This is a genomic window from Sorangiineae bacterium MSr12523 (assembly GCA_037157775.1).
GTDB lineage: Bacteria > Myxococcota_A > Polyangia > Polyangiales > Polyangiaceae > Pendulispora > Pendulispora brunnea.
Map to the genome: position 1 here is coordinate 585602 of CP089982.1, position 19887 is coordinate 605488.

15 protein-coding genes and 1 tRNA gene are annotated in these 19887 nt (G+C 62.2%); 7 read left to right on the forward strand and 9 right to left on the reverse strand.

Features of this window, described 5'->3' with window-relative positions; genetic code table 11:
- Nucleotides 1–174: 174 nt before the first annotated feature.
- Entirely contained in the window at nt 175–1680 is a 1506-nt protein-coding gene (locus tag LZC95_02500; protein WXA95711.1) for a hypothetical protein, read from the forward strand.
- A gap of 161 nt (nt 1681–1841) precedes the next feature.
- Here the strand turns inward: LZC95_02500 and LZC95_02505 are convergent, their stop codons facing one another.
- Entirely contained in the window at nt 1842–2366 is a 525-nt protein-coding gene (locus LZC95_02505; GenBank protein WXA95712.1) for a DUF1269 domain-containing protein, read from the reverse strand.
- A gap of 137 nt (nt 2367–2503) precedes the next feature.
- Here LZC95_02505 and LZC95_02510 point away from each other — a divergent pair, with 137 nt between their 5' ends.
- A complete protein-coding gene (locus LZC95_02510) occupies nt 2504–3406 on the forward strand; it encodes an NAD(P)/FAD-dependent oxidoreductase (GenBank protein WXA95713.1) in 903 nt (300 codons plus the stop codon).
- A gap of 4 nt (nt 3407–3410) precedes the next feature.
- Here the strand turns inward: LZC95_02510 and LZC95_02515 are convergent, their stop codons facing one another.
- The 3 genes from LZC95_02515 to LZC95_02525 all read right to left on the reverse strand — a co-directional run bounded on the left by LZC95_02515 (nt 3411) and on the right by LZC95_02525 (nt 8793).
- On the reverse strand, nt 3411–4790 hold the full coding sequence (locus LZC95_02515) for a heme-binding domain-containing protein (protein WXA95714.1): 1380 nt from the start codon (nt 4788–4790) through the stop codon (nt 3411–3413).
- A 349-nt stretch (nt 4791–5139) separates the two neighbouring features.
- The gene (locus LZC95_02520) at nt 5140–5919 is read right to left on the reverse strand and encodes a hypothetical protein (protein ID WXA95715.1); all 780 of its coding nucleotides are present in this window, start codon (nt 5917–5919) and stop codon (nt 5140–5142) included.
- Between the two features lie 102 nt (nt 5920–6021).
- Nucleotides 6022–8793, reverse strand: a complete 2772-nt coding sequence (locus LZC95_02525) for a helix-turn-helix transcriptional regulator (protein WXA95716.1) — start codon at nt 8791–8793, stop codon at nt 6022–6024.
- A gap of 283 nt (nt 8794–9076) precedes the next feature.
- On the opposite strand from LZC95_02525, the gene LZC95_02530 reads away from it, so the two are divergent.
- Both LZC95_02530 and LZC95_02535 read left to right on the forward strand, forming a co-directional pair.
- Nucleotides 9077–9229 carry a hypothetical protein gene (locus LZC95_02530; GenBank protein ID WXA95717.1) on the forward strand — a complete coding sequence of 51 codons (153 nt, stop codon included), beginning with the start codon at nt 9077–9079 and terminating at the stop codon, nt 9227–9229.
- A 701-nt stretch (nt 9230–9930) separates the two neighbouring features.
- The gene (locus LZC95_02535; GenBank protein ID WXA95718.1) at nt 9931–10896 is read left to right on the forward strand and encodes a hypothetical protein; all 966 of its coding nucleotides are present in this window, start codon (nt 9931–9933) and stop codon (nt 10894–10896) included.
- A gap of 355 nt (nt 10897–11251) precedes the next feature.
- On the opposite strand, the gene LZC95_02540 is transcribed toward LZC95_02535, so the two are convergent.
- Nucleotides 11252–11476, reverse strand: a complete 225-nt coding sequence (locus LZC95_02540) for a hypothetical protein (protein ID WXA95719.1) — start codon at nt 11474–11476, stop codon at nt 11252–11254.
- Between the two features lie 23 nt (nt 11477–11499).
- A complete protein-coding gene (locus LZC95_02545) occupies nt 11500–12516 on the reverse strand; it encodes a hypothetical protein (protein WXA95720.1) in 1017 nt (338 codons plus the stop codon).
- A 237-nt stretch (nt 12517–12753) separates the two neighbouring features.
- On the opposite strand from LZC95_02545, the gene LZC95_02550 reads away from it, so the two are divergent.
- Nucleotides 12754–12830: transfer RNA gene (locus LZC95_02550), tRNA-Arg, on the forward strand.
- Between the two features lie 850 nt (nt 12831–13680).
- On the opposite strand, the gene LZC95_02555 is transcribed toward LZC95_02550, so the two are convergent.
- Nucleotides 13681–14397, reverse strand: a complete 717-nt coding sequence (locus LZC95_02555) for a nuclear transport factor 2 family protein (GenBank protein ID WXA95721.1) — start codon at nt 14395–14397, stop codon at nt 13681–13683.
- Between the two features lie 1747 nt (nt 14398–16144).
- On the opposite strand from LZC95_02555, the gene LZC95_02560 reads away from it, so the two are divergent.
- The gene (locus LZC95_02560; GenBank protein ID WXA95722.1) at nt 16145–16348 is read left to right on the forward strand and encodes an ATP-binding cassette domain-containing protein; all 204 of its coding nucleotides are present in this window, start codon (nt 16145–16147) and stop codon (nt 16346–16348) included.
- Nucleotides 16349–16521: 173 nt separating this feature from the next.
- On the opposite strand, the gene LZC95_02565 is transcribed toward LZC95_02560, so the two are convergent.
- Both LZC95_02565 and LZC95_02570 read right to left on the reverse strand, forming a co-directional pair.
- A complete protein-coding gene (locus LZC95_02565) occupies nt 16522–16923 on the reverse strand; it encodes a PIN domain-containing protein (protein WXA95723.1) in 402 nt (133 codons plus the stop codon).
- Nucleotides 16856–17098, reverse strand: a complete 243-nt coding sequence (locus LZC95_02570) for a hypothetical protein (protein ID WXB00367.1) — start codon at nt 17096–17098, stop codon at nt 16856–16858. The genes LZC95_02565 and LZC95_02570 overlap by 68 nt, the downstream gene beginning before the upstream one ends.
- A gap of 297 nt (nt 17099–17395) precedes the next feature.
- Here LZC95_02570 and LZC95_02575 point away from each other — a divergent pair, with 297 nt between their 5' ends.
- Nucleotides 17396–19594, forward strand: coding sequence for a carboxy terminal-processing peptidase (locus LZC95_02575; GenBank protein WXA95724.1), 2199 nt, complete (start codon nt 17396–17398; stop codon nt 19592–19594).
- Nucleotides 19595–19887: the final 293 nt, after the last annotated feature.

Genomic DNA, 19887 nt, shown 5'->3' on the forward strand with positions numbered 1-19887 from the left:
TCGATTACTTGAATCATATGGTGTTCGTCTCGACGGAGAGAGAACACGCACGAGTGGCGCTATGCGCTCGAAAATGCGCCGCCTCCGCCACCTGGCTGGATCCGTCCGATCCTGCCGAGACCCATTCGTGGAGTGGAGGGTGCAACTTGCGATGGCGAGATGCGTCGTCTTGGTATGAGAAACGCTTTGTTCGCCATGTTCACGGTCACGGCCCTCATGGCATCGTGGACCGGATGCTCGAGCGGGGGCTCCGACAACGGGGATCGTCGACCCATTGGCAATGTTGGTGCGAACGGCGGCACCGTATCCGCCGCCGGCATCACGTTGCGCGTTCCCCCGGGGGCCGTCGATCACGACGTGGCCGTCTCCATCACCCGGCTTGCCGATCCGGCGCCCGCCGGGTTCGTGGCGCGCTCGCCTCTTTATCGGTTCGAGCCTGCCGGACTGCAATTTCGCGTTCCCGCGGAAGTCGAATTCGCGCTCGATGGTGCGGCAGGCGATGCGGGTGTGTTCTGGAGCGATACCGGCGATTCGTTCAGCGCGCGACCTTCCACCGTCGAAGGGGCGACGGTTCGCGCCACCGTGGAGCATTTCAGTGTTGGCTTTGCCGGTACACGGCGGACTGCTGCGGATTCAGGCACACCTTCGGACGCGGGGGCCGTGGTGTGCGAAGCGCCCCGAGCGGATTTCTTCGCCGCTGGGAATCCAGGGGCCATCGTCTGGAATGGCGATGGGTACGGTGCAATCTGGTACATCGGTGGAACTGCGCAGTCGGGCCTCCATTTCGTCCGGCTCGATCCTGCGGGGCAGCGCGTCGGGGAGCCGGTGCGGCTTGGGGATATTCGCTCGTTCAAGCTCGTGGCCACGCCCAATGGCTATGGACTTCTACGGTCCACGCCGAACGGGCTGCTTTTGACGCGACTCGATTCGACGGGACACGCGATCGGGGCGGACGTGACCGTGTCGACGGGCTCCAGCGGCGACGATATCGACCTATCCTTCGAGGCAAACGAGTTCGGGGTAGCTTGGCAGGCGTACCGCGATGGTGCCTATGTCATTTCACAGGCGCGCTACGATGCCGATGGTCAGAAAGTCGGAACGAGCGTGGTGATCCGCTCGCTCTCGTCCACGGCGTTCAGTCCCAAGTTGGCTTTTTCGGGCAACGAATACGGCGTCGTCTGGCAGGATCGTCGCGACGATAGCAATGGGGAGATCTATTTCGCGCGGGTCGATGGGAACGGTCAGAAGACCGAGGTTCGGCTGACGAATGACGGTGGTTTGGCCTCTGGCTCGCCCGAGATTCGATGGCTTGGTACGTATTTCGGCGTTCTCTATTTTCAAAAAGCTGGCGACGCGAATCAACTTCGTTTTGCGCGGTTGAACGCCGCGGGCCAACGACTCGGGGACGACGTTACCGTGGCGAACGCGGGGACGTACGCGACCGCCAGTGCGGTATGGACCGGGAGCAAGTTGGGGGTCTCCTTCGGTCAAGCCGATGGGCAGCTCGGGCTCTATCAACTTGATGCACGTGGAAATGTGCTCGGTGCCGGGCTGTCCGTCGCCAAAGGCTATGATTCGTCGCTTGCGTGGACGGGCAGCGGTTACAGACTCCTCTGGTCGTCGCTCGAGGCCAATCAGAACATCGTTGTTCGAATCAGTCCATTGCTCTGCCCTCCGTGAAATCAAGCTGCGACGCGGACCGCGCGTCAATGCGCGCGGTCCGTGCAAATCGGCGCCACGGATCGGCCCTGTCCCAGGACAGGCGCGGCCTTGCGCGCGTCGTTCCCGTTCCACCCCTCCGCGACCGCATTCATCAACGCGCGAAACTCGCCCGTTGACGCTTACCCTTCTTTCGGGCGAAGCGCATTGCGAATCGCTTGCGTAACATCCGGCGGCAAGCTCGCCTCGACCAACGTCGCACCGCTGAAGCGCGAAAGCTCGGACACCAGCACATCCTCGCGGATGTGACTCACGAGCAACGCCAGCGCCGTATTCCCGGGTTTTACGGCTTCGCGGAGCTCGTGCACCTTCGCATCGGGAATTCCGTAATCGTTGAATTGTGCAACCAGTGCACCGACGCCCGCGCTCACCGCGCCACCCAGAACGGTGCCGACCGGCCCACCGAAGAAGGTGCCAATCAGCGCGCCCCATAGACTGCTGCGCAGGGCCGCATCGCCTGGCGTCTCGTCCACGGTTTCTTGCACATGCACCTTTCCTTCTTGGTCCTTCTGAACGAAGACGGCATCGTGCAAAACAATCGCGCCTTCAGTCTGAAGACGCGTGGCCGCAAGCAGCGCCTCCTGCGCCTTGAGCGGGGAGTCGAACGACAAAACGACCAGGGAGCGGGGATCAGTGGTGGTGGTCATCCCTTGACGATTCCTCATCTCCACGGGCCCGCGCAAGAGCCTTCGTGACGGCCAGAACGGTCGGAAAGCCCATCCGAATCGAGCCCAACACATCCCGTCCCTTGACGATCCTCCGATCACGTAACATATGAAGTGTCATGATACACGACGTCATCATCGTTGGAGGCAGCTACGCCGGCCTCTCGGCCGCTTTGCAATTGGCCCGGGCGCGCCGCCAGGTGCTCGTGCTCGATGCCGGGCAGCGGCGAAACCGCTTTGCATCGAGCTCGCACGGCTTTCTAGGACAAGACGGTGCCTCACCCGGCGCGATTGCGGCGAAAGCCAGGGCCGAAGTTCTCGCGTACCCGACCGTCGCCTGGTACGACGCCATGGCCACCGACGCTCGCGCCACGCCGGACGGGTTCGTCGTGAAGACCGGTGCCGACGTCTTTCGAGCAAAACGAATCATCTTGGCGACGGGCGTCGTCGACGAGCTCCCCAATGTACCGGGCTTGGTCGAGCGCTGGGGAAAAACCGTCTTTCACTGTCCATACTGCCACGGCTACGAGCTCGGACTCGGACGCCTCGGCGTGCTCGCAACGAGCCCACTCTCGTCATTCCACGCGATGCTCGTGTCCGAATGGGCCGCGCCCGGTCAGATGACGCTTTTCGTGCTCGAAGGCTTCGAGCTGGACGCCGATCAAGCCGCGCAACTCACCGCACGGGGCATTCGCATCGAACGCGAACCCGTCGTTGCCGCGACAGGCGAAGCGCCCGCCTTGAACGTGCACCTCCGCGACGGACGCATCATTCCGCTCGACGGGCTCTTTGCCCATTCGCACACGCACCTCGCCAACCCCTTCGCCGAGCAACTCGGGTGCGAACTCGAGGCCGGCCATTCCGGCTGGTTCTACAAAACAGACGCCATGAAGGAGACCACCGTCCCCGGCGTATTTGCCTGCGGTGACAATTCCGTTGCGGCAGGCTCGGTTGCCACCGCCGTGGGCGACGGCGTTCGTGCAGGCACCGCCGCCCACCGGTCCCTCGTCTTTCCGCGCTGACCCGTTACGGCATGACCGAGGCGCGCTGATTGGCAATGTAGGAAATGCGATCCATTTCCATCGCGGGATCGCCGACGCGCTTCGTAAAGGCGCTGCCCTCGAAACGAGCGTACGTCACGCCCGCCGTCGAAAACGTCACACGTTCGATGGATTGCACACCACCGGGAATGTACGCGCCGAACCAGTGATCGTCCTCTTGGCTCTTCCAAGTGACCAGTGAAAGCTCGGCCCCGGGAGGATAGTGCGCATGCCCGGCGCGCCCCGCTTTCAAGGCCAGATCATTTCCGAAGAGCATCGACATCGTATTCGGCGTTCGCTCCACGAACGCGGACATCACCTTCCACTCGCGTGAATCGAACTGCGAAGCCTCCGTCAAGGACGCGAGCACGTTGCGTGTGTCCGAGCGCGTCGGTTTGAGGAAGGGCTCCTCCTTCGCTGCAAAGTCAATCGCGTTGCTGAACACGAAGTCGTAATCGTGCATCGGGGCGTGACAGTTCACGCAATCCATCGTGAACGACGGATCCTTGTCCCCCGGCTCCAAGCTCGTGCCCTTCCAGCGGGCGTAGCCCCAACCCTGGGTGGAGGCATACTTCTTCGCGTCCTTGATCATGAATGCGACTTGCTTGAACTCGCCCGTCCGCGTCGTCCCATGTGCGTCCGTGACGGCTTCGAACTGCATTTTCGCCAGCACGGCCCCATCCGGCCAAGGGTTGGTCTGGTGATTGCGCACGGCCTTCACCGCCACGTCGTTGCCAGTGATCACCTTCATGGCACCCTGATCGGGCCGGTCCGTCATGCTGATCGGCGCCCAGTCCTTGTACTCGGGCATGAACACCAGATCGTTGGCGGACGGCCGCACGTCCTTCGCAGCGCTGACGGCATGTGTCCATGCCACGTATTGCACGTCACCTGCCGCCGTCTTTTCGGCATTGGGCACCGGTTTCGGAATCAGCGTTGCCAGATAGTTCTTCAGCACCGCAATGTCATTGGCCGTCAGCTTGGCAGACGGGTGCAGGGCCGTGTACTTCGCCGGGGGCATGGTCTCGAACGTGGCTTGATTCAACGCCTCGAAGAACTTCGCTTTTCTCTGATCCATCGAAAGTTGTTCCCAGTACGAGAAATTGAGAACCGAGCGCGCCTCCTTGACGTCGGCCGCTACGAGCCAGATGGCGGGCGAAATCTGATCGAACCACGCCAGGTGCGTTTCGTTGGAGTGACAGTCGTAACAAGCACGCTGCAAAATCTCTTTGACGTGCTCCGGTGCCGAAATGTCCCCCGTCACGGGAGGGTTTTCCAACTTGGGTCGAACGAATTGGAGCCCCACGGCAGCCACCGCGCCGACGGCGAGCGCGGCGTGCCATTTCTTGGTAATGAACGAAAACATCAGTACCTATCGACGTCGATATTCTTCAAGAACCCCGCCTCGATCTGCTTCAATGAGCCCAAAGACGTATTGATCCTGGCTTGATGATGACCATCAAGCGCGACTCTTCCGGACATTTCTCTTGGCTCCTCCAATCGGCGGACGACGAAGTCTGGGCTTGCCGTCATTGCGGAAATAGACAACGGGCTCCTTGGAAATGGATGGATGCGGATCGATGGCTTCGAGCTCGACGAGCCATTGCGGACGATCCGTCTCGATCATCGAAACGTCGCTTCTATCCCTCGCACCGTTCCGAAAATAAATGATGGCCTCCCGAGAAACGGGGGTACGAGCCTTCGACTGCATGTGTTCATCTCCTAGCGAGCGAAAGGTTCGGGAATACGGAATGGAAGCCAATGGCGTCCGGCAACCGACTCTCGATGCATACGAGTGCGCTCTCGAGGGTGTAGTCGCCGGATGAAAGAATCGCGTCGGGGAAGGCGGCGCGAAAGCGCCTGGCAATATCAAGATCAGGAACGGGTCGCACGATGTGCACGTAAGCGATCTCCTGATCGCTCAATGCGGAAAGGACCGCCGTGAAAAGCTCCGAAGGATCGCCGTCGAACTTCCCGTCGAACCTTCCGTAGGGTGACAAGCGAACGCCGACGCGCGTGCTGCTCCACACCTCGGTCAAAGCCTCGATGACCTCGGAGAGGAAGTGAATGCAATTGTCGATGCTGCCGCCGTAACGGTCGGGACGATTGTTCTTCCCGCTGTGCAGAAATTGGTCTGGCAAACTGCCGGACGTGGCGTCGAGTTCGATACCGTCGAACCCGGCGAGCCGGGCTTTTTGCGCCGATATCGCGTAATCGGCAATGACGGCATCGATGCCGGGCCCGTCCACCGTTGCAGCAAATGAAGCCTCCGCACCGGCCGGATGGACGAGTTGAGATACGATGAGGCCGCCCCGATCGTGAACGGTATCGGTGGTGTACCGCCATGTTTCGATGGTTTCACTGGTTGAAATGGGCTCGCTCACGATGAGCCCGCCCACGCTGCTTACGGCTGCGTAATCCTGCGGCGATAGAACCACCACCCGATGGGCGAGGTGGAGATCTCCCATATTCAAGGTCGAAAAGAGCTTCGACATAGCCAGCAAAATCCCTCGACGCTCATCTTGGGATACCGGTTACCGTTCGCCTCGTTAATGCGCGTAAATTCCCACTTTACGGGACGTGATCGGTCCGACCAGTCACTTTGTAGTGGAGCCCGCTCGAAGCATTGCCGCAGCGCGTATCAAGTCTTGCGTGTCGAAACCCTCGGTAAAACGGCCAACCACGGCGGAAAGTCGCTCGAGCGCTTCGGCGTGTCGGTTTCGACGTTGCCATAACTCCGCAAGGGTGGTCGTCGTTCGAAGCTCCCAGGCCAACGCCCCCTGGCTCCGCGCAACATCGAGTGAGCGAAGAAGAAGCGCCTCGGCCCGCGCTTCGTATTCGACGTTGCCCTCGGCCAGGAGCCGCGCAGCTCGAATTCGAAGCAGCTCGGGTGTCGACCAACGCTCGTAGCCATGCTCACCGCGTGTGAGCGCAGCGTCGGTGGCGACGCTGGCATCCATCGTTGCGACCATCTCCGAGAGGAATGCCCCCTCCATAGGCTCTTGCCTTGGGTCGAACGTGCCGTCCAAAACGGCTTGATACGTTTTCCCGAAGCGGTGCGACAAGACGAGGGAGTGCTCCAACGACGACGTGAGAAGCGTCTCCGTGAGCTCTTTGGCGGCCGCGATGTCGCCCGTCCAGAACGCAACGGGAATCGCCCCGACGACGAGAATGTAGCCCAATGGGAGCGGCTGGCCGATGATGCGCGCAAGCTCGACGCCTTCGCAGGCGCACTCCCAAGCCTGCTTCGGATGACCCTGGAGCCACAGAATACGCGCGAGCGTCGGTCGAATCGCAACGCGTGAATCGAATTGGATGCCCCGCTGGCGCCCTTTGCGCGCGGGGTTGACCGCGTCGGCCAGCACGCGTTGCGCAGGAATGCGCGCCCCTGCCAGATCGCCCATGCCTTGACGTGCGAGGCAGGCCATTCGCCGGCACGTGAGTGTGACGCCCGGGGAATCGATGGCCGTCGCGATCGATTCGTATTCCTTCGCCACCTCCAAGGACTCCGCGTAGTCGCCGTTGTGGCTGAATCCAAGGTGCAATCCCCAGAGTGCGCGGAGCTGCGCATCGACGAGCCCCGCGCTGCGAGCCACTTCGAACGATGTTCGAAAGGCGCCGATCACGGTCTCGATGGGCTCCGCGGTGTGCCACATCGCGTGCCCATACACCTCCCACAAGCGGCTCGATGTGGCCGAATCCCCCATGGTGGTTTCGGGCTTCTTCTCGAATACGGCTTTTAGCCGTCGTGCGTATTCGCCGAAGAGCGATAGCGTGTACCAGAGCAACACGGAGTTGCCCATTAGCTGAAGGCCCGCATCGCGATCTCCGGAATGGGAGAAGGCCCAATCGATGGCCCCGCGCAGATCGTCAATCATGCTGCGATGGCGCTCGGTCCACAGTTGGCTGTCCGTGGACTCGTAGTCGAGTTCCGCCGCTCGAAGCAATGCGAGGACGTGTGTCGCGTGACGTGCGGAGATCTGGTCCCATTCGCCGGGCGCCAGCTTTTCGGCTGCGAAGGCGCGGGTGGTGTCCAACAGCCGGTAGAGCGGCGTTTCCCCACCGATGTCGGCCGTGACCAGCGATTTCGCGAAGAGATTCGAGAGGTACGTCAGGGCGTCTGCACGAGACCATTGCGTACCCGCTACGGCAATCGCGGCATCGGCGGTGAATGTGCCTCGGAAGACGGAGAGCTGCCGCAGCATCGCTTGCTCTTCGGGCGGCAGCAGGTGGTAGCTCCAGTCCAACGTGGCCGCGAGCGTTTTGTGCCGAGGAAGCGCCGTTCGACGGCCCTGCGTCAGCACGTCGAAACGGTCGTCGAGGCGAGCGGAGATTTCGCGTAGGCCAAGCTCGCCCACGCGCGCGGCCGCAAACTCGATGGCCAGCGGCATTCCGTCGAGGCGGCGGCAGATGGCCGCGACCGTGGCGGCGTCGGCATCTTGCAACTCGAATCGATCGGAGATGGCCCGCGCACGTTGAACGAAAAGGTCCACCGCGGGATAGGCGAGCGCCGAGGAGGCGGTCAATCCGTCGGTGACGAACGGATGCGAAAGCGAAGGCAGGCGATACGCCCATTCTCCGGTGGCCCGCAGAACTTCGCGGCTCGTGGCGAGGATGCGGAGCTCGGGAAGTCGCGAAAGCAGCGACTCCGCCAAGTTCGCCGCGGCGTCCACCACGTGCTCGCAAGTATCGAGAAGAAGGAGCATCTGCTTCTTGCGCAAATGCGAAAGAAGGCCGGCGAGGGGGTCGTTCGTGAGCACGCCAATTCCGAGCGCCGAGGCCAGCGCGCTCGTGACGAGCCCCGGATCGGAAAGGGACGAGAAGTCGACGAAGCAAATGCCATCGGCAAAGCGCCGCAGGCATTGCCGCGCGACCGCGACCGCCACCGTGGTCTTGCCCACGCCGCCGGGCCCCGCGATGGTCACCAGCCGTTGTTCGGCCAGCGAATCCGCCAGGAGCGCAATCGTTTCCGTGCGGCCCACCGTGGTGGCGAGCAACGCGGGAAGGTTGTGCAGCACATGCTCGTTCGAGAGCGTTTCGACGGCCTCGTCCATCCGGCGCGAGACCGGAAGCGTGAATCGATAGCCGCGCGGGACCGTTTCGATGGCGCGCAGGCCCTGCTCTCCGCGGGCCAGCACTTTGCGAAGGGCCCCGATTTGAACGCGCAGATTCGTCTCCTCGACGACGACATCGGGCCAGACCAGCGTCAGCAGTTCGTCCGCCGTCACGACGGTGCCCGCGCGTTCCACCAAGACGCGAAGAATGTCGAAAGCCTTTGCACCGAGCCGCAACGGCTCCTCGCCCAAGAGCAAGCTGCGCGATTCGGGTGCAAACCGAAATTCGCCGAAGACGTAGGCGACCGCGCTCACGTGCGTAGCTCCCGTTGATATTGAATCGTCACAATTCGACCCCGCGCCCCCAGGATTCTACTGCTGCATCTACATAGAGTCGATTGATGCCGTGCGCTCGAAAGACACATCTTGTACCGTTGGAACCATGAAATTGCCGAGGACCATTCAGTTCGCCCTACTTGCAATGTCTACGCTGGTCGCCGCGGCTTGTTCCGCAGGATCTTCACAGCCCGAGCATTCCGGTGACGCTCCACAAAAAGCAACGGCCGGTGAAGGTAATGCACCGGCATCGCGTGTCAAAATGACGGCCGAAGAATGCAACGCAAAAGGCACCGTCATCGGCGATATTGGCGATGGCAAGACGCAGGATCCCGCCTACCGCTGTGCCGATGGTCGGGCTCCCATTGGCAGCGTTCCCTCGGGCATCGAAGGTGCGGTCTGCTGCCCCAAGTGAGCGGGTGAGGGGGGACTCTACTCGAATAACCCGAGCATCCGCTAAAGCGGATCGATCGCCTGCCTCGGAGTGCCCCACATCTTGACATTCCGCCTCGCAGGTATGCGTCGGCAATTCGGCGATTCCCATGCCCCTTTCAAGCGGAGCGTAGGGCACGCCGATGCGGGAGACCACCCCCCGGGGGGGATGCGATCTCTCGCGGAACGCCGAGCACGAGGGGGTGGGCAGCGCACATGATTCCTGCGCCGGAGTCGGACGAGGGAACGAGGCCGTAGGCCGCGCCGGGCGCGTTGGACGGAAGCGGAGTGGCGCCGACGAGGCGGCCCGCGCTGGATCCAAGTCGTGTCCGTGCGCACGAAGACGTAGGCTCCGTCGTGGGATCCATTTGGCTCGCTCCTTCCAAAGCGTATCCCACGATTGGCAAATACGTCCGCAGATCCTGTCCGGGCGTGACGAGAAGACATCTTCGAGCAAGATACTCGTCGAAGACGTTGTTCTCCTCGAGGAGATTCAATTCGACATTGGGGTGCTGCTCCGGCGCATCGTGGAATGGGGGTGGAGATCATCCTGGATCGCCCGTATCGGTTTCGGGCGAGGGGCGGGCGCGCGATCCGTGGGAATGTGCCCGTGGCGGGATGGGAGGCGCATGGCACGCCGGGTGCTGATGGCCCTCTGCGACTCACAAGGAGAACGATATGTCAATGAGGAGCCGTATCTTCAAGGCGCTGTTTGGAATTTCGCTTGCCGTTTCCATCGTACCGCCGGCCGCCGCCGCGGACACGACGGATGCCCCCGACTTCGATGAAGCGGCTGCTGCCGCGTATCCTGGTGGTCGACGGATCTACACCGTTTCTCTGGGCTCGATCCCCGCGCCGAATAGCACCGCGACGGACGCGTGGGTGCGTCTCGCGACGTACTACTTCTCGACCGACGGTACCGTGCAGGAGGCGTTCTTCTATTGGGATCGCGACACCACGGTGGGCGCAGCATCGACCGGCGTCACCTCCGCCGGATGCGATGGCTGCGCCGTCCGCACGGCGAAAGGATTCGAGCCAGGCAGCGGCGGAAAGAGCCTGACGGGCACGTACACGGCGACGGACAGCGCGCTCACCATCACGTGGAGTGGCGGTTTACGCGAGACATGGAACATCACCCACCCGGCGAACGATGTTGCGATGATTGCTCTCTCCGGATCCAATTACGGCGCGAACGTCGGCTACGGCTTCGGCAGCAATGCCTCGAGTGACGTTTTCGTTTCGGTGAATCAAGTCCCGCGCAAGAAGTATACGGGTCGATATGCCGGTTACTCCGGCGGGACCAGCGGTGGGGCCGCCGGCCCGAGCTCTTTGGATCTCTCGCCTTTCTCGACCTGCAATGGCAATTGCCTCAGCTGGCTCAGTCCTCCCACCACGACGTGCTCGGCCTGCTCGAGCGGCGACGCATCGCCGATCCGCTATTACATGGCAGGCGCGGGCCGCCGCAACTTCTACGAGCACTGGTGCCGCTGCCTCACGTCGGCCCAGTGCTATACGGGAGGCTCCCACCGCAAACCGCAACTCCAGGTCATCGGCGACAATGGCACGTTCCACGGATGGGTAGGCGTCGAAGCGTCGAATTCCGCCGCCGGAACCGGCTACTTCGCAGTTCACTACCACGTCGATCTTTGAGGCACACTGGAGCGACCCGTCCGCGATGCGCTGGCCCGACGGCGCATCGCGGAAACGCTGCTCCGGGGCGGGGGTGATGGATCGGAAAGCCACCCATTGGCGCCCGAAGCCATTGGCATTTTGGCGCGCCGTCACCCTGATTTCAGCTTGGTCCATGCGGTACGACTAGGAAAATGCTCAGGGTCATCTTGCTTGTCGTGCCATTGTTACTCTGGATCCATTGCTCCAATAAGGACAATGGCGGAGGGGGCGAGGAATCGGTCACGTGCACCGATAAGACCTGCTCGTGCAACGGCGGCGCGGAATGCGATGCCACGCAGGCCTGTGGCGACGCCAAGGACTGCTCACTGACGTGCTACGCGAAAAGCTCCTGCAGTGGTTCCTGCGGTGAGGGGTGCATCATCGGCTGCGATTCGGAGGCCACGTGCAGCGTCACGGTGGGGGCCAACGGCAGCGTGGGCTGTGATCCTGGATCGACCTGCCACGTGACCTGCACGGGGCCGTGCAACGTGGACTGCACCCCCGGCGCGAAGTGCGATTTGAAATGCGCGTCGGACTCCGCGCCGCGCAAGATAAGCACCGCGACGTTTTGCAAATGATGGGCTAATCGCTGTCGTCCGCATCGCAGCCCCGCGCCCATCGCGGCACCGGGTAGTGCCCTTTTTCGGCTGCGGCGCGTGCACTTCGAACGAGGAATTCACGGTGAACGCTGGTGCGGACACCGATGGATCCATTGGGGTCGCCGTTCTCGCCGATGGGAATGAAAGTACCGACGGCCACGACCTTGGGCCTGCCGCGATCGAAGCTCGATTGATCGATGAAGTTCCCATCGCCCAGCGCCAAGCCCGGTCCAATCAGCATGAGCGACTTCGGCATATTGAAAAGGTTGTTCGGCAGATCCGACGTGATGTCGACGATGGAGCACCCTTCGTCGGTATTGGACGCGCACACGAAGGGAACATTCTTCAGAATGCGCCGCGTGTACCCTCCGGTATCCTCGGTAATGGCAAATGTAACGGGGTCCACATGCAGGGCGACGCTGCCCCGTCCGATGAGGGTGAGGCCCCGCGGGGGATGGACCGCGACATCGCGGCGAACATCGATGTCGATGGGTCGCGTCGTGGCCATGGGCACGTTGTTGGCGAGAACGAGGAGCGCAAGCCCGTCATCGCAAAAGCGGTCCGTCGGCGGATAGAGGACCTGCTCGACATCGAGCCACACCGGATTACCGCGAATCGCCGAATCACTGAGCGTGACCTTCAGCACCGCGGGCGGCGTACGGGTGAAGGTCCCATGGCAAAAAGGTTCGCCCGCGGGAAACGTCGCGCGATCAATCGAGCCTCGCCCGAGCAGCACGAGATTCGGCGCCACCAAAGTGCCGGTCGTGGGCCGCCGTCCAAGGCACGCCCCAATCTCGCCCAGCGCGGGATCCTGATTGGGCGCCTGCCGGCAGATGCCCACATCGTAGCGGTGCTCGTGATCCTCGGGCGCACCGAGCAGAGGACTCGCCTGCGACGCCTCCGCAGCCGGATCGTCCGGGGTGGAGGTGGGGCTTGCACAGGCAACTGCGCAAAGGAGCCATGGAATGAGGGGGAGGCGCGATGTTCGAAGGAGGTGCATGCCGTCCTCTACGCGAACCCCGCCGCAGCCGAATGAGCCGCCGCGCATTTTGACCACCGGCCCCCTTGCTACTGCCGAGCCGAGGCCGAGACCGCTCCCGCCGCCCCCTTTTTCGGTCCGCACCGTCCCGAATCGGGCCGAAAAATAGCGGGTACCGGCGGCCAGCCCCGCCGCACTCGCAGGAGAGCTTGTGCTCCGCCGGCCAGTAGGCTACACGGATGCTTCTCAGATCGGTACGCGCCCGTAGCTCAGTTGGATAGAGCGATGGCCTCCGGAGCCATAGGTCGCAGGTTCGAATCCTGCCGGGCGCGCCAGTAGGGAGCTGATTCGAAAAGCGTGACTCGCGGCTCCGGACGACGCGCGAGCGCGAAACGGCTCGAAAAAAAGGCTTCAAACGCGTTCTCCGGTGTCTCCATTGAAAAGGGAAACGCATGCAGAATGCACGCAAAAGGACCTAGAGTTGCTCTCCATGGGGGCCCTCCAGAATGGAGACACATGGACAGCAAATACCCACGGCTCCGGCGATCTAACTCACTGCTCCGGAGCCCTTGTGCAATGGCTCCGGACAAACGTGCCACGGCTCCGGAGAATTTGTGCAACGGCTCCGGTCAGCCGAGCTGAGTAGAAGGATGGGCACGTGCAACAGCTACGGACCCTCGCGGGCTTGCGCCTTGGCTTCATGAATCATGCGAAGCGGTGGTTGGCGCCGCGGCACCGGCCCTCGTCGTCCCCCGTCGGGGAGCGTTGCCCCTTGGCGGTGGCATGACCATGCCCGAAGAGAGGGTGCTCAGCGCGAACGGAGCTCATCGCTCGGCGCTCGATCGCGCCACCATCGACAGGCGCGAGGCACCCCAACCGCGCCTTCGCCGCGCCAACTCCGTCGTTCGGCGATCCTCCCTGGAACGGGGGCCAGCGCGCAGCTCCATGAGGACCACCGATGAAACTTCGCGAATGAATCCAGGCTTGCTCGGTTTTCCCGCCAGAAAGCGTCTTCGCTCAGAGCTTCGTTTGATCGAGCTTGAGATGCTCGTGCGACTTCATGTTCGCATTCTGCAGAAATGTGTACACGCTTTCATGCATCGCGCCGGCTTCTCGATCCGGATGCCCTGCTCTGCGAAGGGGCGGCTAATCGTCACGTGGTCGGTGGACTTTGGATAGTTGGGATTAGTATGGGGGGGCGGATCGCCCGAGCGGATCCATCAGTCCTTCATCGCGCCCTTCCAAGGCCTTCTTCAGATCAGGCAAGGGCAGCGACACGGCCGGGGTGATGAGTTCCTGGCGTATCCGGGTCAGCTTTGAGTACTTGATGCGCCACCGTCCGTTAATCTTCACGTAGGTCTCGTGATAGTGCCCGTGTCCGTGCAGACCGAGCACGGGGGTAAAGTCGACCCAGTCCTCCAGCGCCCAGATTCCCTTCGCCGTAGTGGCCGAGGTCAGCTCGATTTCGGGCATGTGCACCTGGTGCGAGGTGGTTTGAGATGGTTTTCCGAGCTGCTGGCGCACGAAGGCAACGAACTCGTCGGCCCCTTCGATGACTTTGCCGGCCGCCTCGGAAGTGTCGCTGACAAAGTCGTCGGTAAAGACCTCGCGCCAGGCTTCCCATTGCTTCGTGTCCAGTAGACGACAGTAACGAGCCTTGAGCTGTTCGATTGCCTCGATCTCTTTGAGTGTCTGGACGTCGTCTACCCCGTTGATCGCCGAGTTGGTCGTGACGGAATTGGGTAAGCCCTCCCTGAGTCCGGTGACCTGGGTGGTTGCAAAAGATAGTGCGGAATCCTTATTCTGGAGGTCACCTCTCGTACCGTCCGACGAACACGCCGTCACCAAGCCCGTGCCTAGAATCAATGCGACCATGCTCAGTCTCGCAGGCATCTTCCTCATGGGAGCCTCCTTTATGTAGTAATCGGGCGTCCGAAGTTGCTCGTGCATTCGGCGCGGTATCTAACTGCGGTCCTTTGATTCTTTTTCATCGTGTCCGGTACTTCAATATGGCTTCAGTTTGTCTTTGTCGGCATCGAAAACGACTATGAACGATCCTTTTTTATGGAAATGCGAGTGTGCTTCTTCTGCATTGCCGCGCAGTCGAGGCGGTCCAGGATGGCACGCGGCACCGCGACGATCACCGGTTTCGGCGCGACGGCCCGCGCGTGGCGCGCGCGCGACACTCGGCGGGAGAGAATCCCGTCCACCGCTTGAACGCTCGATGGAACGCGCTTGGGCGTGAGAACCCGAGTTGGTAGGCGATCTCTTTAATCGGCATTTCAGATTCCGTGAGCCAGCGGGTCCCCGTGCTCGCTCGGACGTCGTCGGCGAGAGATCCGAACGATCGACCCTCGGCTTCGAGCTTGCGACGGAGGCTGCGCTCGCTCATTCCAAAGTGACGCGCCGTCTTCGAGATACCCGGCAGGGACTCTGGCGCGGCGGAGTCAAGGTAGGCCGCGACTCGGGAGGCCCAGGACGTGTCGGCAGTGGCCCAGCGTACCCGTGCTTGGGCTTGCAGGATATTCTGGAGTACCTTGTCTTCGTGAGGCTGCTTTCGTTGCGCGAGTGAAATCGGAAGTTCGAGCGCGGTTTCGTCCTGATCGAAGTCTACTGCCAAGCGGAATCCGCGATCATATTCGTTGCGATATGCGGGAGCGGGATACGCGAAGCGGACGCGGTGGGCGCGTGCGTCCGGTCCGACGAATCCACAGAACATCTCCCAATTCAGGCGCATCGCCAGCTCCGACTTCACCCGGAGTCCCACCTCCGTCCGGGCCCGCGGAAGGAGCTTGACCACGAATCGATCCGGGAGCTCGTGAAGGGTGAAGGTGTCAGTGTCGCAATACGCTGGCATGAAGCGAACCACGGCGGACATTGCCTCAGAAAATGTGGGGACCACCGCGGACAGTTGGTACAGCAGGCCCCAATTAGCGGGACTCATGCTCTTGGCCCACGTGAGGCCGAAGGCGGAATCTCCTGTCAAGGTCACGGCTCGCACGAGGAGGTCCTCGAATAGCTCGCCATCGATATATGTTTCAGTAGAGAAATCTATACCCTCCATCCGCATCCCAGAGAGGGCCGTACACGGCGGGATCCCGCGCTTCGCGAGCTCGCTCAGCAGCACCCGAGCCGCGATGGATGTGACCCTCATGAACTCATGATACCGCATTTTATGCGTGATCCCGCGGTTCACGCAAGTCGGCCGCAGCTGATGGCCGGTACGGTGTCCACATGGCCGGGAAGGTGTTTCGTCTCGGCCGCTACAGAAAGCGTTTCGGTGATTCGCGTCGCTCGGCGCTCGCCTTCGGTTCGAACAAGTGAGCAAAGTTGGTTCTCTGAAGAAAGAGACTGGCGTATTCGAACGCTCGGCCCGCCTGCCATAGGGCGCCTTCGCGTGCTCCTCCAGCTACCGGATCGTCTAGGGTCGAGCACCTCGATTATCGACAAGGCTACGGGAGAACTCGTCGAGCAGAGTACCTACCGGCAGCTGGAAGGATCACCGTCGTTTACCCAATTGTCTTTTCGAGCGAAGACGCACGTGATGCATATCGCCGGGCCATGCTGAGCGCCGCATGATCTGCGGTTTTGGTCGCGGTCGTCGACGGTAGCCCGGCGCGTGGTGCTCCCAGCCGCATCGGCTTGCACGATGCGCGAAGTTATTTACGAGCTACGCTGGTGCCTTTCACACGGCGAGCGAAGCCGCGTAATCATCGCGCGTGCGCTCTTGCAGCGGGCGGGGATCGTTCTGCTGGACGAGAGTTTTGGCGGTCTAGACCCTCACACCCTTCGCCGTGCCGTCGATTGCGTAAACCGTCGTGCCGAGACACTGATCGTCGTTGCCCATCCATGAAGCGAAGAGGATGCGTCCGTTCGGGCCCCCTACGAAGCAAGGTAGATATGACTCAGTCCGGGGGAGGCTTATCAAATCCGGAGAAGGTCTATCGCCTCAGCCCTGGCCTTGGTTTCTGAATACACCGCGTCAGCGAGGGCGCGGCGGCCAGGCATGGCCTCCTTGTCGGAATGTCACACAATCCGGAAACGAAAATCGATCACGCGCGCGATGGCTTCGAAATCGGCTGCATTGGCCGTGAGCAGTTGCGCACCCGTATGCCTGCAGGAAATTGCGATGAGCACGTCGTTCACGAATGAGGCCGAGGTCACGTCGAACCCTCGACGCCGCAGTTCGAAGAGCGCGCCGCCAAGCTCGAGCCACATGTCTGCTGTCGGCACGATGAGACGCGGTGCCTTGGCGAGAGCGGCGATCGTTCGGCGATCCTCCCTGGAACGAGCGCCGGCGCGCAGCTCCATGAGGACCACCGATGAGACTTCGCGAATGAATCCAGGGCCGGTCAGCAGCTCACTTCTTGCTCTTTTTCGGAGCCAGTCGATCCACACGTTCGTGTCGTGAAGGACGCGCAAAAACATCTTCGATCGTCTTCCCTTTCCCGCCGACGGAATCGATCACGGCGATGAATTCTCGGTCTGCGATCAGGAGGTCGAGCGCCGCTTCGATCGTGGCCTGCTCGGTTTTCGCGCCAGAAAGCGTCTTCGCTCGAGAGAGCTTCGTTTGATCGAGCTTGAGATGCTTGTGCGACTTCATGTTCACATTTTACGGATTTGTGTACACATTTCAAGCGCCAGAGCGCCGGCGTGCCGTGCCGCGATCGGACGGTCGCACCGGATCGGATGAAGGTACGTCCCGAGTCGCTCCGACTCACAGACGGAACAAGAGCGCACCAACGAAAATATCGGGAAAGCGAAAGCTTTTTCGGGGTGGAGGTCACCGATCTCGGCCCTGCGAGCGGGGCGCGTGCGCCTCGATCGCGTCCCGTTCCTCCAGGCCGTCTGTCGTATGGCTGCATGCCGCCCGAGGGCCCGCGCGTGCTAGATTCCGGGCGTGCGTCGTTCCATCGCTCTTTTCGCGCTTCTTTTCTCATGTCGCTCGCCGGACGCCCCGGACGCGGGGATAGCCCCCCCTCCCGCCGCTTCGCAGGCGCGCCCCACAGACCGCGAACTCCCAGAGACTCCGCGCGACCCTCGCGAGGCCGTTCTAGCGGATGCCGCGATCAACCTTCTGTCGGAGCACGTGCTCGGCAAGCCCATCGACGACGCGACCTCGAAGGACGCGTTCGAGCGCATGGTCGAGGATCTCGACGCCGCGAAGATCTTCCTCCTCGAGGGGGACGTGCAGAGGCTCGCGCGTTTCGAGACGGAGATGGACGACGAGCTCCGTTCTGGCGATCTCGCTCTCGGACGCAAGGCGGCGGCGCTCCTTGCCAGCCGGCGCCGCGTCGTCGCCGACATCATCGCTGGGATTCTCGCCAAGCCGCTCGACTTCACGGCGAACGAATCGATCGAGACCGACCCGAAGAAGCGTGCATTCTGCAAGTCAGAGGAGGAGCTGACGGCGCGCTGGCGTGGTGAGCTCAAGCTGCGGGTCCTCGAACGGACGCAGGAGCTCGAAGAGATCCTCGAGAAACGGACGCAGCCAAAGGTGAACGGGAAAGCCCCCGACCCCGACGATGCCAAACGCGACGCGGCCGCGGAGAAGGCACTCGGTGACATTCCCCCGACCTTCGAGGGACGACGCGACAAGGTGCAGAAGGAGCTGGCCACCCGATTCGCGACGCAGTTCACGCGACTCGCCGCCGTCGACAAGCTCGCGCCCGCGGCGACGTTCATCAACGCTGTGAACGGCGCCTTCGACCCGCATACGGACTATCTTCCACCCGCCGAGGAGGCCGAGCTCGACATCGCTCTCACGGGCCGCCTCGAAGGCATCGGCGCCACGCTGCGTGAGCAAGAGCACTACATCCTCGTGAACGACCTCGTTCCCGGCGGCGCCGCATGGCAGCAGGGGAATCTCGAAGTCGGCGATCTCATCATGGCGGTGACGCAGGAGGGCAAAGCTCCCGTCGACGTGATGGACATGCCGATTGGGAAGGTCGTGAGCATGATCCGCGGGCCGAAAGGCACGGTCGTCATCCTCACGGTCAAGAAGGCGGACGGATCGGTCAAGACGATCTCGATCACGCGCGACATCGTGCGCATCGAGGCCACGTACGCGCGCGGCGCTATCCTGAAGACGAAGGGCAGCGGAGAAATCGGGTACGTGAATCTTCCCGGTTTCTACGGCGAATCGAAAACGCCGGGCGAGCGCAACGCCACCGACGACATGCGCACGATCCTGACCCAGCTCACGAAGAAGGGCGTGACGTCGCTCGTCTTCGACCTCCGCGGCAACGGGGGCGGTCTCCTCACGCAGGCGCGGGACGTCGCCGGGCTCTTCGTGAAGGAAGGCCCGATCGTCCAGACGAAGGTCGGCTCCGGGAAGGTGGAAGTGCTGCGTGACACGGATCCATCGATCGCGTTCAACGGAAACGTCGTCGTCCTCGTAGATCGCTTCTGCGCCTCGGCCGCTGAGATCGTTGCGGGCGCGCTCCAGGATTACGAGCGGGCGGTGGTGGTGGGGACCGGCGCGACGCACGGCAAGGGGACCGTGCAGGTGGTGATTGATCTCGATCGGCAATCGAAGGTGAAGGGTGACCCGCTTGGCCTCTACAAAGTGACCGTTCAGGAGTACTTCCGCGTGAGCGGTGGCTCGACGCAGCTGAAGGGCGTGGTGCCCGACATCCTTCTTCCCGATCCGATGTCGTTCGTCGAATCCGGCGAGCGCAAGCTACCGCACGCGATTCCCTGGTCGACGATCGGCCCGGCCCCGTTCGTGAAAGTGCAACACGCGTGGAAGGCGCCCGACCTCGCGTCTGCGAGCGCGACGCGCACGAGCAGCAACGTCGATCTCGCCACGGTCTCCAGGTTGGCGAATGTGATGGCGGCACGGAAGGACCAGACGCTGAAGCCACTCGAGCGCACTGCCTGGCAAGCCGAGTACAAGCGCACGAGGGCGGATCTCGACGCGCTCGATCCGAAGAAGCACCAACCGAAGCCGCTCATGGAAGTCGTGCCGCTCACGCCGCAGACGTCGTCGGATCCGCGTTTGCAACGGCATCTCGACAAGTGGAAGGGCACCCTCGCAAGCGACCTCTGGGTCGACGAGACCACGCACATCCTCGCGGACATGAAGAAAGCTCACTAGGCTCCTTCTTTCTCGTGCGTCGCTCCTCGAGTCGTTGTCTCCGGGTAGCCGTCACTATCTCCAAATGTTTCCTCCACGACTCAGTCCGAGAGAGGCTTATCAGGAATAACAATGACTGCCATTCGCTTGATTCTGAATTTGAATTTCTCTCGGTGACGTAATCTCGAGATCATGGTCAAACGACCCTGGGGGAGCGCCGCACGCGTTGAAGGCTCGATTGCATATCGGTCGGCAGCTTCGAGCGGTGTGAGGTCCCCTTCGTGATTCCGCGTTGATACGGTCTCGATGCGCGG

What these genes read in the sequence shown, in the direction of transcription:
- LZC95_02500 (WXA95711.1), top strand. Translation starts at nt 175, where the DNA reads ATGAGAAACGCTTTGTTCGCCATGTTCACGGTCACGGCCCTCATGGCA.
- LZC95_02505 (WXA95712.1), bottom strand. Translation starts at nt 2,366, where the DNA reads ATGACCACCACCACTGATCCCCGCTCCCTGGTCGTTTTGTCGTTCGAC.
- LZC95_02510 (WXA95713.1), top strand. Translation starts at nt 2,504, where the DNA reads ATGATACACGACGTCATCATCGTTGGAGGCAGCTACGCCGGCCTCTCG.
- LZC95_02515 (WXA95714.1), bottom strand. Translation starts at nt 4,790, where the DNA reads ATGTTTTCGTTCATTACCAAGAAATGGCACGCCGCGCTCGCCGTCGGC.
- LZC95_02520 (WXA95715.1), bottom strand. Translation starts at nt 5,919, where the DNA reads ATGTCGAAGCTCTTTTCGACCTTGAATATGGGAGATCTCCACCTCGCC.
- LZC95_02530 (WXA95717.1), top strand. Translation starts at nt 9,077, where the DNA reads ATGACGGCCGAAGAATGCAACGCAAAAGGCACCGTCATCGGCGATATT.
- LZC95_02535 (WXA95718.1), top strand. Translation starts at nt 9,931, where the DNA reads ATGAGGAGCCGTATCTTCAAGGCGCTGTTTGGAATTTCGCTTGCCGTT.
- LZC95_02545 (WXA95720.1), bottom strand. Translation starts at nt 12,516, where the DNA reads ATGCACCTCCTTCGAACATCGCGCCTCCCCCTCATTCCATGGCTCCTT.
- LZC95_02555 (WXA95721.1), bottom strand. Translation starts at nt 14,397, where the DNA reads ATGAGGAAGATGCCTGCGAGACTGAGCATGGTCGCATTGATTCTAGGC.
- LZC95_02560 (WXA95722.1), top strand. Translation starts at nt 16,145, where the DNA reads ATGCGCGAAGTTATTTACGAGCTACGCTGGTGCCTTTCACACGGCGAG.
- LZC95_02565 (WXA95723.1), bottom strand. Translation starts at nt 16,923, where the DNA reads ATGTTTTTGCGCGTCCTTCACGACACGAACGTGTGGATCGACTGGCTC.
- LZC95_02570 (WXB00367.1), bottom strand. Translation starts at nt 17,098, where the DNA reads ATGAAGTCGCACAAGCATCTCAAGCTCGATCAAACGAAGCTCTCTCGA.